Source organism: Oryzomicrobium sp. (assembly GCF_021287045.1).
Lineage (GTDB): Bacteria > Pseudomonadota > Gammaproteobacteria > Burkholderiales > Rhodocyclaceae > Oryzomicrobium.
In genome coordinates, this window is record NZ_JAJTBG010000002.1 from 121,272 (window position 1) to 135,882 (window position 14,611).

Annotated in this window: 7 protein-coding genes and 2 riboswitches; of the genes, 6 read left to right on the top strand and 1 reads right to left on the bottom strand. The window is 66.9% G+C overall.

The window, feature by feature from the left end; all coding sequences use genetic code 11:
- Positions 1 to 2: 2 nt before the first annotated feature.
- Positions 3 to 1,652 carry a glycosyltransferase family 2 protein gene (locus LWW89_RS02510; RefSeq protein ID WP_293260608.1) on the bottom strand — a complete coding sequence of 550 codons (1,650 nt, stop codon included), beginning with the start codon at positions 1,650 to 1,652 and terminating at the stop codon, positions 3 to 5.
- Positions 1,653 to 2,150: 498 nt separating this feature from the next.
- A riboswitch (cobalamin riboswitch) is annotated at positions 2,151 to 2,378 on the top strand.
- A gap of 193 nt (positions 2,379 to 2,571) precedes the next feature.
- Here LWW89_RS02510 and LWW89_RS02515 point away from each other — a divergent pair.
- The 6 genes from LWW89_RS02515 (at position 2,572) to LWW89_RS02540 (ending at position 14,551) form a co-directional block, all read left to right on the top strand.
- A complete protein-coding gene (locus tag LWW89_RS02515; RefSeq protein ID WP_293260609.1) occupies positions 2,572 to 5,469 on the top strand; it encodes a ribonucleoside-diphosphate reductase subunit alpha in 2,898 nt (965 codons plus the stop codon).
- Positions 5,466 to 6,674 (top strand): ribonucleotide-diphosphate reductase subunit beta, encoded by a 1,209-nt coding sequence (locus tag LWW89_RS02520; RefSeq protein ID WP_293260610.1) that lies wholly within the window; start codon positions 5,466 to 5,468, stop codon positions 6,672 to 6,674. The genes LWW89_RS02515 and LWW89_RS02520 overlap by 4 nt, the downstream gene beginning before the upstream one ends.
- A 148-nt stretch (positions 6,675 to 6,822) precedes the next feature.
- Positions 6,823 to 7,080: riboswitch (cobalamin riboswitch) on the top strand.
- Between the two features lie 195 nt (positions 7,081 to 7,275).
- Positions 7,276 to 9,579 (top strand): TonB-dependent receptor, encoded by a 2,304-nt coding sequence (locus LWW89_RS02525; RefSeq protein ID WP_293260611.1) that lies wholly within the window; start codon positions 7,276 to 7,278, stop codon positions 9,577 to 9,579.
- A 20-nt stretch (positions 9,580 to 9,599) separates the two neighbouring features.
- Positions 9,600 to 10,208, top strand: a complete 609-nt coding sequence (locus tag LWW89_RS02530; RefSeq protein ID WP_293260612.1) for a MotA/TolQ/ExbB proton channel family protein — start codon at positions 9,600 to 9,602, stop codon at positions 10,206 to 10,208.
- Positions 10,186 to 10,527 (top strand): DUF2149 domain-containing protein, encoded by a 342-nt coding sequence (locus tag LWW89_RS02535; RefSeq protein WP_293260613.1) that lies wholly within the window; start codon positions 10,186 to 10,188, stop codon positions 10,525 to 10,527. The genes LWW89_RS02530 and LWW89_RS02535 overlap by 23 nt, the downstream gene beginning before the upstream one ends.
- Positions 10,511 to 14,551, top strand: a complete 4,041-nt coding sequence (locus LWW89_RS02540) for a cobaltochelatase subunit CobN (RefSeq protein WP_293260614.1) — start codon at positions 10,511 to 10,513, stop codon at positions 14,549 to 14,551. Before LWW89_RS02535 ends, LWW89_RS02540 begins: the two co-directional genes overlap by 17 nt.
- The last annotated feature ends 60 nt before the right edge of the window (positions 14,552 to 14,611 follow it).

A 14,611-nucleotide genomic window follows, 5' to 3' on the forward strand; every position in this document is an offset into this window, starting at 1 on the left:
GATCAGCCCACGGAGCCCGTCTGGTGGTGCGGCGTGGCTCCGGCCGGCAGATGCACGGGGACGGGGGTGGCCCCCGGCTGGCGGTAGCGCACGGTCTTGTCCCACACCAGGCTGCGGCGCAGCAACCAGTCGAAGAAGAACTGGTTCCAGGTGGCCCGGGCGATCGACAACAGGCTGATCAGGAAGCCGAACAGGTTGAGGGGCAGCAGGCGGATGCGGTTGCGGTTGCCGTCCAGGTGCACCGCCGCCGAGATCTCGAAGTAGGCGGCGAAGTTGCCCAGGGCCCCGTAGCCCATCAGGGCGAACATGGCCAGGGCGCCGGACAGCCACTGGTTGGTGGTGCAGTAGAACAGGAAGATGGCCAGCATCCAGCCGAACAGCAGCAGGGGGGACATGGCATAGACCCCGAGCAGGAGCAGGCCGTCCATCCGCTCGGCGAAGCTCACGCCCCGGTTGAACAGCAGCCGCCCGGCGTAGCGCAGCGCCGCCTGGTTGTGGCCCTTGGCCCAGCGCATGATCTGGCGCACCCGCACCGGCCAGCTCTCGGGCACTTCCTCGTAACACTCGGAACGGTTCTGGTAGACAGTTTTCCAACCCGACAGGAGCAGGCGGTAGGTCAGGTCGGTGTCCTCGGCCAGGGCGTCGTCGCGCCAGCCGCCGATGCCTTCCAGGGCGATGCGGCGCACCCCGCCCACGGTGCCGCCGTACTGGGGCACCATGCGCAGGTTCATGCGCGCCTGCTGGTCCACCTGGTAGCCGCCGGAGCGCTCCAGGTCGAGCAGGCGGGTGAGCAGGTTGCTGCCGGTGTTGAGGGGCACCACCCGGCCCATCACCGCGCCGGTCTCCGGATCGAGGAAGGGGGCCACCAGTTGCTTGATCAGGCCTTTCCCGGGCACGTAGTCGGCATCGAAGATGATGATGATGTCGCTCTCCACCAGTTCGGTGGCGTCCTTCAGCGCCGCCGACTTGCCCGGCTTGCCGCCGCTGCGGTGGAAGGGGGTGATGCGCCCCGGAAAGCGGACCACGTAGCTGTCGATGATCTCCCGGGTGCGGTCGGTGGAACGGTCGTTCACCGGCATCAGGCGGATGCGCTCGGGCGGATAGTCCACGTCGAGCAGGGCTTCCAGGGAGTTGGCGATCACCGCCTCTTCGTTGTGGGCGGCGATGAACACGGTCACCGTGGGCCAGTCCGCCGTGTCGATGTCCACGTAGGGGTGCCGCTGCCGGCCGAACAGCCGATTGAAGGCGAAGTAGTAGTGGCGCAGGGTGTAGACGACGATCAGCGCCAGGACAAAGAACAGCAGCACCAGAGCCGTCACCGCCGTCTCGTTGGAAATCTGCGTCAGCCGGGAACTGACGAAGCCGGCATCCGGCGGCAGGGGTTGCCACTCGCTCACCGGCTTGATCCGCAGCACCGCCTCGGGAGGCACGGCATCGCCGTAGTAGGTGGGCGGCTCCGGCCGCACCGCGACGTCCAGGGGCACCACCGGCGCCGGAACCTCGCCACCCATGGCCTCGGCGGTGGCGCCACCGGCCGGCGCCTCGCCCACGCCCTCGCCTTCAGCCGCGCGCAGCTGGCCGGCGGCCAGCAGCAGCCCTCCTGCGACGAGGCAGGACAAAAACGGGCGCTTCAGGAAAGAAAAGGGGGACATGGGGCACGCCAACACTTGGGGAGTGGAACCCCAAGCTTAAGCGCCCCGAGCTCCTGGAAGGAATGAAATATTTTGCACAGCAGGCAATATTTTGGGCGAAATAAAAAACAACGTGTTTTTTCTCACAAAACATATAGCAAACCCCAGCAATCACAAGGGAATGCAAGCTTTTGACAGGCTCGAAGAAAAAATAAAAATTCTCTTTGGAAAATAACGCCATCACCCATAGGAGGGCTTTTCGGCACCCTTAGTTCCTAGCTTGAGGGGTTTCTTGGACAAATCGTGAGAAATGTCACCACCGACCAATTTGTATCAAATTGCTAACGATTCCCCTGCCATGGCAACACCGGCACAGCATCATCGCCCCCCAGGCCGCAACCATCCCAAAGACATTGCAACTTTTCATTTCAGCAAAAACAAACACAACATGTAGTAGAAGCACAATGCAAAAACACTAGATGTAGTGAAATTTCGTTGACGACGCCGTTTCCGGTCCGGTACATTGCAGACCATGATGGTTCCCCCTTCCGGGGGATGAAACGGGAATTCGGAGCGGTGGGCTGCGGCCCCTCGCGCAAGCCGAAGCTGCCCCCGCAACTGTGAGCGGAGAGCGTGCCCCGACGGCCACTGGAGCAAGATGCCTCCGGGAAGGCCGGGGCCGGCGCCAACCAGGCGCCACGCGACGACCCGCAAGCCAGGAGACCGGCCATCGCTGCAACGCCGCCTCACCGGAGTCGCCAGAATCACCATCGACTCACCGCCGGGCGGCAACGTTTTCACTTGGGGCGGGGCGCCCCGGGAAAGCGCGGCGACCCCGGCGGGGCCGTCCGGCATGGGCGCATGGGTTCGGCCGCAACGGCCGCCAGGCACCGGCCTCCGCGCGCCCCCAGGCTCCCCGGCCCGTCACGGGGAGATCCGCATGCACCATCCTTCCAGCGCCATCGAGCAGGGCCACGGCCCGGCCACCAGCCCTTCCGCGCCCTTGCCCACCCTCGAAACCGGCGCCGAGCTGCCGGGCAGCCCGGCCTACACCCCCGGCCTGGGGGTGAGCGTCGACGCCCGCAGCTTCGAGGTAATCCGCCGCAACGGCGCGGTGGTGGCCTTCAACCCAGACAAGATCACCGTGGCCCTGACCAAGGCCTTCCTGGCGGTGGAAGGCCACCAGGGCGCCACCTCGGCCCGCGTCCGCGACGTGGTGGGCGAACTCACCGCCACCGTGGTCCAGGCGCTCACCCGGCGCCTGCCCGGCGGCGGCACGGTGCACATCGAGGACATCCAGGACCAGGTGGAACTGGCCCTGATGCGTTCCGGCTCCCACGACGTGGCCCGGGCCTACGTGCTCTACCGGGAGAAACGGGCCGCCGAGCGGGCCGCGGCACGGGCGGCCCAGGCCACCGACGAGCGCGTCGACGAGCCGGTGTTGCACGTGGTGGACGGCGAGACCCGCCGCCCCCTGGACCGGGCCGCCCTGCTGGCCACGGTGCAGGAAGCCTGCGCCGACTTGGCCGACGTTTCCGCGGAAACCGTGCTGGAACACGCCCTGCACAACCTCTACGACGGCGTGCCGGTGGTGGCGGTGCGTCAGTCCCTGGTGCTGGCCGCCCGCACCCTGATCGAGCGGGAACCGGCCTACAGCAAGGTTTCCGCCCGGCTGCTGCTCGATTCGATCCGCGTCGAGGTGCTCGGCCAGCCCACCACCCACGGCGCCATGACCGCCGGCTACGCCGAGTATTTCCCCCGGGCCATCCGCCGCGGCATCGCCGCCGAGCTGCTCGACCCGCGCCTGGCCGAATTCGACCTGGAGGTGCTGGGCCGCGCTCTGGTGGCCGACCGGGACCTGCAGTTCGACTACCTGGGTCTGCAAACCCTCTACGACCGCTACTTCCTGCACGAGGACGAGCAGCGCATCGAGCTGCCGCAAACCTTCTTCATGCGCGTGGCGATGGGCCTGGCCCTGAACGAGATCGACCGGGAAGCCCGGGCCATCGAGTTCTACAACCTGCTCTCGTCCTTCGACTTCATGAGCAGCACGCCGACCCTGTTCAACAGCGGCACCCGCCATTCCCAGCTGTCGTCCTGCTACCTGACCACCGTCTCCGACGACCTGGAAGGCATCTACCAGTCGGTCAAGGAAAACGCCCTGCTGCAAAAGTACGCCGGCGGCCTGGGCAACGACTGGACCCCGGTTCGCGCCCTGGGCAGCCGCATCAAGGGCACCAACGGCAAGAGCCAGGGGGTGATCCCCTTCCTCAAGGTGGTCAACGACACCGCCGTGGCGGTGAACCAGGGCGGCAAGCGCAAGGGGGCGGTGTGCGCCTACCTGGAGAGCTGGCACCTGGACATCGAGGAATTCCTCGAACTGCGCAAGAACACCGGCGACGAGCGCCGCCGCACCCACGACATGAACACGGCCAACTGGATTCCCGACCTGTTCATGCAGCGGGTGATGAACAACCAGGACTGGACCCTGTTCTCCCCCAGCGACACGCCCGATCTGCACGACAAGTACGGCAAAGCCTTCGCGGCCGCCTACACCGCCTACGAGGCCAAGGCCGACCGGGGCGAGATCAAGCTGTTCAAGCGCATTCCCGCCGTGCAGCTGTGGCGCAAGATGCTGACCATGCTGTTCGAGACCGGCCATCCCTGGATCACCTTCAAGGACGCCTGCAACCTGCGCTCGCCCCAGCAGCACGTGGGCACCGTGCACAGCTCCAACCTGTGCACCGAGATCACCCTCAACACCTCCGAGACCGAGACCGCGGTGTGCAACCTGGGCTCGGTGAACCTGCCGGCCCACCTGGTGCAGGTGGACGGCCAGTGGACCCTGGACCAGGCCAAGCTCAAGCGCACCATCCGCACCGCCATGCGCCTGCTCGACAACGTGGTGGACATCAACTTCTACGCCACCCCCAAGGCGCGCAACGCCAACGTGCGGCACCGCCCCGTCGGTCTGGGCATCATGGGCTTTTCCAACTGCCTCCAGGAAATGGGCCTGCCCTACGCCTCGGACGAGGCAGTGGTCTTCGCCGACCGCTCCATGGAAGCGGTGTGCTACCACGCCTACTGGGCCTCCACCGACCTGGCCGAGGAGCGGGGCCGCTACTCCAGCTTCACCGGCAGCCTGTGGGACAAGGGCATCCTGCCCCTCGACTCCCTGCAACTGCTCGAAGACGCCCGGGGCGGTTTCGTCGAGGTGGACCGCGGCGCCACCCTGGACTGGGAGGCCCTGCGCCAGCGCATCGCCCAGGTGGGCATGCGCAACTCCAACTGCGTGGCCATCGCCCCCACCGCCACCATTTCCAACATCGTCGGCCTCTCGGCCTCGATCGAGCCCGAGTACCAGAACCTCTACGTCAAATCGAACCTGTCCGGCGAATTCACCGTGGTGAACGAAGCCCTGGTGCGCGACCTCAAGGCCCAGGGCCTGTGGGACGAGGTGATGGTGGCCGACCTCAAGTACTTCGACGGGTCGCTGGCCCCCATCGACCGCATCCCGGCCGAGCTCAAGGCCCGCTACGCCACCGCCTTCGAGATCGACCCGGCGTGGCTGATCGAGGCCGCGGCACGGCGCCAGAAGTGGATCGACCAGGCCCAGTCCCTCAACCTGTACGTGGCCGTGGCCTCGGGCAAGAAGCTCGACGAGATCTACAAGCTGGCCTGGAAGCGCGGCCTGAAGACCACCTACTACCTGCGCACCCTGGGCGCCACCGCCATGGAAAAGACCGGGGCGCCGATCGACCGGGCTGCTGTGTCTGCTGCCCCGGCCGAACCCAAGTTCTGCTCCATCGACAACCCGGATTGCGAGGCCTGCCAATGAGTGCCTTCCTGCTCAACGACTGGGACGACGGCCCCGCCGTCGCAACGCCCCCTGCCCAGGCCCCTGCGCCAAACCCCGCGCCCATGGCCGATCTCCAGGCAGGTGCCACGGAAAGCCACGCCCCTGCTGGCGCTCCGGCCATACCGGCCGGAGAACAAGCACCGGCGCGGACTTCCGCCCTGCCGCCGACGGGGCTGTCCCTCGCCCCGATCAACCCGGAGGACAAGCGGGTGGTGAACGGCAAGGCCGACATCAACCAGCTCGCCCCCTTCAAGTACCCCTGGGCCTGGGAGTTCTTCCTCAACGCCAACCGCAACCACTGGACGCCCCTGGAAATTTCCATGGCCCAGGACGTGCACGACTACAACCACAAGCTGACCCCGGCCGAGCGCCACGTCTTCGAGAACGTGCTGTCCTACCTCACCACCTCCGACATCCTGGCCATGCGCAACATCGGCCTGGCGGTGATGGAAAAGATGAGCGCCCCGGAATTGCAGATCTACCAGGCCCGCCAGGTCTACGAGGAGGCCCTGCACACCTGGACCTACCAGCACTGCATCGAGAGCCTGGGCCTCAACCAGCAGGAGATCTACAACCGTTACCGGGTGGTGCCGCAGATCCACGGCAAGATCGCCCTGGCCAACCGGCGCCTGGAGCGGGTGATGCGCTCCGACTTCGATCTCACCGACCGGGACAACCTGCACGAATTCGCCCTCTCCTACCTGTTCTTCGCCGGCATCTTCGAAGGCTGCTGGTTCTACAACGGCTTCACCCCCATCTTCGCCCTGCAACGCCGGGGCCTGATGAAAGGCACCGCCGAGCAGCTGCAATACATCATGCGCGACGAGGTGCTGCACTGCGCCTTCGGCATCCGGGTGGTGCGCCAGCTGCTCCAGGAAGAAAACCTGACCCTGGACCCGGCCGCCGTGAAGGCTCTGTGGGAAGAAGCGGAAGCGGCCGAAGCGGCCTATGCCGGCTACATCCTGCGGGAGCCCATCCTCGGCTACAACGCCGACCTGCACCGGGGTCAGTTTCGCTTCATCGCCAACCGTCGCGCCCGCCAGCTGGGCCTGGCCGAGCCCTTCCCCGGGGCCGAGAACGTGCTGCCCTGGCTCGACGAACAGGCCAACATGCGCAAGGAGAAGAACTTCTTCGAGACCCGGGTCACCGAGTACCAGACCGGCGGCGCCCTGGCCTGGGAATGACCGCCCCGCCGGCCGGGCGCCCCCTGGGGCCCGGCCGGCGCCTGTGCGAAGCCAGGTCAGACTTTGGTCATGATTGTTGCAAAACGCGCTATCATCGCCCCTCTTTCCGGACGGGACGGCCCTGCCGACCGGAACACAATACGCAGTACAGGGCCACGCAGTCAAAGGTGTCCGGCGGCAGCAGCCGCCGGGTGAAACGGGAACGAAGTAACGGCCTAACCGCCGCCAAGCTTCGGCTGCCCCCGCAACGGTAAGTGAGCGCGGATGCGCCACGGCCCCTCCTCCCCGGAAGGGCCAGCCACTGAAACCGCACGTGACCCCGGATTTCCGGGCAAGCGACGGCTTCGGGAAGGCGACGCATCAAATCTCACGAGCCCGGAGACCGGCCTTTGACGCCAACGTGCCGACCGCTTTCGCCAGCGGTCGCCAAGGCACGAGCCAAGCACCGGTCGCGGGGATGCGAACGGAGCCGCGTAGCGAAAAGCCCGGGTCGCCCCTAGCCGCACCATGCCCGTCCTCCGCGCACCGCCATTCCGGCGCGCTGTCTTTTCACCGCTGCTCCCTCCGCCCGGCCGGTCATCGACTGGAGTCACGAGAGAGCATGCGCAGCACCACCAAGAAAAAGATCGTCGCCACCGCCATTGCCGCCTGTTTCACCCAGGCCGGCGCCTTCGGCGAGGAACGGGAACCCGACAACGACAAGCACCTGGCCAACGTGGTGGTCAGCGCAGCGCGGATCGAACAAACCACCCTGGAAGCCCCCGCAGCCGTCACGGTGATCGATGCCGACAAGCTGGACGCTTCCGGTGCTGTGCGCATCGGCGACGCCCTCACCGCCAAGGTGCCCAGCTTTTACATGCGCTTCGGCCTGGGCACCAGTTCCCGCATCAACACCGCCCCCATCGTCACCTTCCGAGGCCTCTCCGACGGCCGTGTGAAGATGATGGTGGACGGCATGAGCCTCTCCGACGGTAATGCAGCAGGCCTGACCAGCCTGATGAGCATACCCATGGGCGAAGTGGAACAGATCGAGGTAGTACCCGGCTCGGCCTCCGCCCTGTACGGCAGCGATGCCATGGGCGGTGTTGTGAATGTGATCACCAAGATCCCTACCAAACGGGAAACGAACGTCAAGATCAGCCATGGCTTTGGCGACGGCGAGCGCAACGCTCTAGAAGCCAGCTACCGTAACAAGTGGGATAACGGCATCGCCGCCACCCTGGGCCTCGGCTACGAGGACATGGCCGGTTTCGCTGGCAGCGACCTGGTAGTGCTGCCGGTAAGCACTACGGGAACCGGTGCCAACGCAGTCCAGGGTGGCCGGCCCACCACCACGGTGGATGGCACGAAGGCCTACGTGGTAGGGGATCAGGGCGCCATTCCCTCCCATGCCAATTCCTTGCATGCCAAAGTGTTTTATAGCCTGGATGCCCAATCCCGCTTCTTTGCCGGCTTCAACCGCAGCGAAAGCAACATCGGCTACCAGCGCTTTAACAACTACCTCACCAAGAACGGCGCCCCCCTCAGCCTGCCGGCCAGCAACGTCTCCATCAACGGCGACAAGCTGGGCGACAAGCTGGGCAACATCACGGCATCCAGCTTCTGGAATTCCAGCAACCCCAACTACCGCCAGGAGACCCGCTACTTCGCCGGTTTCGACGGCAAGCTGGGTGGCGGCTACGACCTCAAGGTCAATGTGGGTTATTTCGACCGGGACTCCTACTACGTGGGTTCGGGTAGCGGCGCCACCTTCGCCGGCGGCCCGGGCACCCGCACCAGCACCCCCAACACTACCTTGGACGCCTCGGCTCAGCTTGGGTTTGCCGTGGGCAGCAGCCAGTACCTGATCGTCGGCCTTTCCACCAACCGTGCCAACCTGCACCGCAAGGTCTATCAGCTCTCCAGCTGGCGCGACCCAGGCAGTACCACCGGGGCTTTGAACGAGAAATCCGACGGAGAAAGCACCACCAATTCCATCTTTCTTCAGGACCAGATTTTTCTCGGCAGCGCCCTCACCCTCTACGTGGGGGGCCGCTACGACCGCTGGAGCACCTCGGGGAAGATGCAGAGATACGTAGGCACTCCTGTCGGCACTCTGGATGCGCCGGAACGCTCCGATTCCGCATTTTCTCCCAAGGTGGCAGCGGTCTACCGCCTGACCCCCAATACCAGCCTGCGCAGCTCCCTGGGCAGGGCCTTCCGCGCCCCCTCCAACTACGAGATGTACGCCACACCGAGCGTCAGTACGAGCAACGGTGTATCTAGACTGTTGGTGGCCGACCCCAACTTGAAACCGGAAACCGCCACCTCCTGGGACCTGGGCATCGAAACAGCCCTGGCCGACCAGGGTTCGGTCAAGGCCACCTATTACCGCACCCGGCTGCAGGACATGATCTACCGCAAGCTCAGTCCCTATACCGGCCCGCTCCCCAATGTGAGTGTCTTTGCCACCGCAACCAATGCGGGCGAAGCCAAAGTGGAAGGCGTGGAACTGGCGGCAGAAATCCCCCTGACTTCCTGGCTGCGGGCGTCGGCCAGCTACACCTGGACCGACAGCCGCATCACCCGCGATGACAGCAGCACCGGTCTGCAGGACAAGCGCCTGCGCTACGTGCCGAAGAACACCGCCTTCTTCGCCCTGGATGCCCAATGGCAGAAATGGCGCGCCTACCTTTCCACGGCGTACACCGGGGAGCAGTTCAGCAAGGAAGACAACAGCGACACCGTCAAGAACGTCTATAGCGGCGTCAGCAGGTACTGGTTGAGCAATCTCAAGGTCAGCTACCAACTCGACCGGAATTTCAAGGCCAGCGTCGGCATCAACAATCTCTTCGACAGAACCTATTACGAGTATTACCAGATGCCCGGGCGTAATGCTTACGTCGAACTGAGCGCCTCGTTCTGACCCCCTCCGGAGAACGCCCCATGGAAATCGTCACCCTCATCGAGCACCTGCTCTACCAGGTCTCCACCGCCCTCTACCTGCCGGTGATCGGCGGCTGTGCCCTGCTTGTCTGCTATGTGCCAGTGCAGCTCGGCATGGCCCTGTTCGAGGCCTGGCAACGCCAGCGCGGGCGTTTTCCCGACCGGGACGGCTTTTCCCGCCGCCTGGCCCTGCTGCGCGGCCGCCACCGCCATGCGCCGCAGCGCCTGGCGATCGAGGTGGAGCGCCAGCTCCAGGCAGAGGAGCTGACCCTGGCGCGGCGCCTCGACCGCATCCGCTTCGTCATCAAGGTGGGTCCGGCCCTGGGGTTGATGGGCACCCTGATCCCCATGGGCATTTCGCTGGCGGCCCTGGCCGAGGGCAACATCCCGAAGATGGCCGGCAGCATGGTCACCGCCTTCACCGCCACCGTGGCCGGCCTGGGCGCCGGGGTGCTGGCCTACCTGATCGCCCTGTCCCGGGAACGCTGGGTGCGCGCCGACGTGCGCGAGATGGCCCACGACGCCGAACTGGCCCTGGCCGACGCCGGCCTGCCCCAGCCCCACCACCTGCAAGCGGAGGCCGACGATGCGGTTGCTGCAGCGGCGTAGGCGCTTCTCCCTGGACGGCGAGGCCCTGGAAGACCCCATCGCCGGGGTCGCCAACCTGTTCGACGCCAGCATCGTCTTCATCGTCTCGATGATGATCGCCCTCTTCATGGCCTACAACATGATGGACCTGCTCGACCCCACCTCCGAGGTGACCCTGGTGAAGAAGAACGCCAGCGGCGAGATGGAGATCATCACCAAGAAGGGCAACGAGATCAAAGCCTCCAAGGTCACCGACGAGAAGCTCTCGGGCCGGGGCGAACGCCTCGGCACCGCCTACAAGCTGCCCGACGGGAGGGTCGTCTATGTTCCGGGCAACTGATCTGCTCACCACCGCCCTGCGCGGCCTGCTGCTCTGCCTGTGCCTGGGCGGCGCGGCCTGGGCCAAGCCCCTGTCGGTGGTGCTCATCCCCGGCGCCCCGGCCACCCTGCCGGCGGTGGGAGCGGTCAAGCAGCTGCGCCAGCAGGCCCGGGACCGGGCCGTGCCCGAGGCCGAACGGCGGGCCTTGGCCCAGGTGCGTTTCCACATCGTTTCCTCCACCCAGCTCTCCGCCGCCGACCTGGAGACCCTGGCCCAGGCCGATGCCGCCCTGGTGTACAACATGGGCCGGGAACTGGCCGCCACCATCACCCCGGCGGTGCGCGCCATGGCCGCCCGGGGCGCCCGGGCCTACGCCGTGGGCTCGCCCTTCGAGGAAGGCGAAAAACAGGCCGGCCTGACCCGGGACGAGACCCTGCGCGCCTACGCCCAGGCCGGCGGCCAGGACAATCTGGTGGCCATGCTGCGCCGCCTGCTGGCCCGGGACTTCAAGCAGCCCCTGGCCTACCCCGAGGCCCGGCCCTTCCCCGCCACCGGGCTGTGGGAGCCGCGCGGCAACCGGCTCTACGCCAACTTCGACGACTACGCCCGGGATTACCTGGCCCGCCGCCCCGACGCCGCCGGCCGGGTATGGGTGGGGGTGCTGTTCAACCGGGTCACCGCTCAGGCCGGCAGCTCGCCGCTGCTCGAGGCCATCGTCGGCCGCCTGGAAGCCCGGGGCTTCAACGTAGTGCCGGCCTTCGGCTTTCCCTCCGAGATTCCGGCGGAACGCTATTTCCTCGACGCCCGGGGCCAATCCCGGGTGGCCGCCGTGGTGGGCCTGGCCCTGAAGATGGGCAACGTCCCGGAAAAGACCATCCCGGTGATGCGGCGCCTGGACGTACCGGTGGTCAATGCCATGACCCTGTACAACCAGACCCGGGAAGAATGGGAAGCCTCGCCCCTGGGCCTGTCCCTGTCGGAGCGGGCCTGGCAGGTGGCCGGCGCCGAATTCGCCGGTGCCGTGGCTCCCACCGTGGTGGCCTCCAAGGAACGGGTGGTGGACCCGGACAGCGGCCTCGCCTACATGGTCGAGACGCCCATCCCCGAGCGCGTCGAGCGCCTGGCGGACCGCATCAAGAAGTGGGTGGCGCTGCGCTACGAACTGCCGGCCAACAAGAAGGTGGCGGTGATCTACTACAACTACCCGCCGGGCAAGGAGAACATCGGCGCCTCCTATCTCAACGTGCTGCCCCGCTCCCTGTGGCAGATTCTCGGCCGCCTGGAGCAGGCCGGCTACGACGCCCAGGGCCGCCCGGCCACGGAGGCAGCCCTGTTCGACGCCCTGCGCGAGCACGGCACCAACATCGGCAACTGGGCCCCCGGCGCCCTGGAAAAAATGGTGCGCGGCGGCCACGCCATGCTGCTGCCGGTGAGCGACTACCGGAAGTGGTTCGACCGCCAGCCGGAGGCGCTGCGCAGCGCCATGGTCAAGGCCTGGGGCGAGCCGGAGAACTCCAAGGTGATGCTGTGGAAGGACGGCAGGGGCAAGCCTCACTTCGTCTTCCCCGCCCAGCGCTACGGCAATCTGGTGTTTGCGCCCCAGCCTTCCCGGGGCTGGGAGGGCGATATCAAGAAGATGTACCACGACGTGGCCCTGCCGCCCCACCATCAATACCTGGCCTTCTACCTGTGGCTGCAAAAGGGCTACCAGGCCCATGCCATGGTGCACGTGGGCACCCACGCTACCCACGAGTGGCTGTCCGGCAAGGAGGTGGGTTTCACTGCCGCCGACCCGGGGGAGGCCATGGTGGGCGACGTGCCCCAGCTCTACCCCTACATCGTGGACGACATCGGCGAGGCTCTGCAGGCCAAGCGGCGCGGCATGGCCACCATCGTCTCCCACATGACGCCGCCCTTCGACAAGGCCAGCCTCAACCTGGAACTGGTCAAGCTGCGGGGCCTCATCGACGACTACGTGGTGGCAGCCCAAAAAAGCGAATCAGCCGCGGCCGCCGCCCTCGGCGAGATCAACGCCCAGGGCCGCAAGCTGGGCGTACTCAAGGACATCGGCAAAACAGCCCTGGCCGACGGCGAAGACGTGGAGGAGCTGGAGCATTACCTGAAGGAGGTGAGCGAACACCAGGCCCCCTACGGCCTGCACACCTTCGGCGTCGCCCCGCCCAAGGACATGCAGCGCAGCACCGCCGAGGCCATCCTGGCCCTGGCCGGCAAGCTGGCCCCGGTCGAACACCAACGCCGCCTGGAAGCCCTGATGGCCAATATGGAAGCCAGCGGCAAGGCCGAGCTGGACGCCCTGGAAGCGGGGCTGGCCGGCCGCTACGTGGCTGCCGGCCCGGGCAACGACCCGATCCGCAATCCGGACTCCCTGCCCACCGGGCGCAACCTCTACGGCTTCGACCCCTCCCGCCTGCCCACTCCGGGCACCTGGGAACAGGGCCGCAGCCTGGCCGAGAAGTTCGTCGCCGACTACCGGCAGCGCCACGGCCAGTATCCGGACCGGGTGGTGTTCAACCTGTGGAGCACCGAGGCCATGCGCCATGAAGGCGTCACCGAGGCGGAGATTCTCGCCCTGCTGGGGGTGAAACCCCAATGGGACGAGCGGGGCCGGGTCAGCGGCCTGGAGATCATCTCCCGCCGCGACCTGGGCCGCCCCCGGGTGGACGTCACCGTGGTGCCCTCGGGGCTCTACCGGGACGCCCTGCCGACCCTGATGCAGCTGGTGGACGAGGCCGTCTCCAAGGTGAAGGACCTGGAGGAGAACGACAACCCGATCCGCGCCAACGTGCAGAAGACCCGCCAGGCCCTGGAGCAGCGGGGCATCGCCCCGGCCGAGGCGGCGCGCCTGGCGACGGTGCGGGTGTTCACCGAACCTTCCGGCGCCTACGGCACCGGGGTGGACAACGTGATCCAGGCCGCCAACACCTGGGATAAGGAAAGCCAGGTGGCCGACGTGTACTTCAACCGGGTCGGCCATCTTTTCGGCCAAGGCTACTGGGGCGACCGCCCCGGCGGCGCGGCCCTGGCGGTGGACGTCTTCAAGATGGCCCTGAAGGATGCCAAGGCGGCCATCCACTCCCGTTCCTCCAACCTCTACGGCACCCTGGATAACGACGACGTGTTCCAGTACCTGGGCGCCACATCCATGGCCATCCGCCAGGTGAACGGCAAGTCGCCGGAAACCCTCATCCTCAACCTGGCCGACGGCAAGGGCGGCAAGCACGAGACCCTGGACAAGTTCATGGGCCGGGAGATGCGCACCCGCTACACCAACCCGGAATGGGTCAAGGCCATGCTCAACGAAGGCTACGCCGGCGCCCGCTTCGTCATGAAGGTGACCGAGCACCTGTGGGGCTGGCAGGTGACCGTGCCCGAAGCGGTGGACGGTGCCAAGTGGCAGGAGATGTACGAGACCTACGTGGCCGACCGCAACCGGCTGGGCGTGAAGGACAAGTTCCGCGAGGCCAAGAACCTGCGCGCCTACCAGGCGGTGGTGGACAAGATGCTGGTGGCCATCAACAAGGGCTACTGGCAGGCCGACCCCCAGGTGAAGGCCCATCTGGAGCAGGTGAACCGGGAAGTGATCGCCGAAGCCGGCGTGGCCTGCAACGCCGCCTCGTGCAGCAGCGCCGAGGTCACCGCCCTGGCCCAGGCCCAGGACGCCCGGGACATGGCCGACGCCCGCGCCCTGCCGGCGCCGGGAGCAGGTGCCCGGGCCCCCGGCAGCGGCAGCGCCGCGCCTGCCGGCGGCCGAACCGCCACGGCAACCACGCCGGCCACGGCGACCACGGCGACCAACGCCCAGCCTGCCGCCGTCCGGCCCCAGGCGGCGGACCGCGCCAGCCAGGCCACTCCGCCGGCCCAGCCCCCGGCACCGGCCAGCGAAGCGGTGGAGGGCTACGCGATGAAGGAAGAAAAGCGCACCGCCGCCCCCGTGCCGCCCGAGGCCGCCTCCTGGGCCCTCGCCGGCCTTGGCGTGCTGGTGGCCCTGGGCTTTGCCTGGGGTGCCCGGCGGCGCCGCGCCTGAACCGTTCCCTCGTGGGGGGTACCTGCCCCCCTTTTTTGGCGCAGCCTTCGAGCTGCGCAT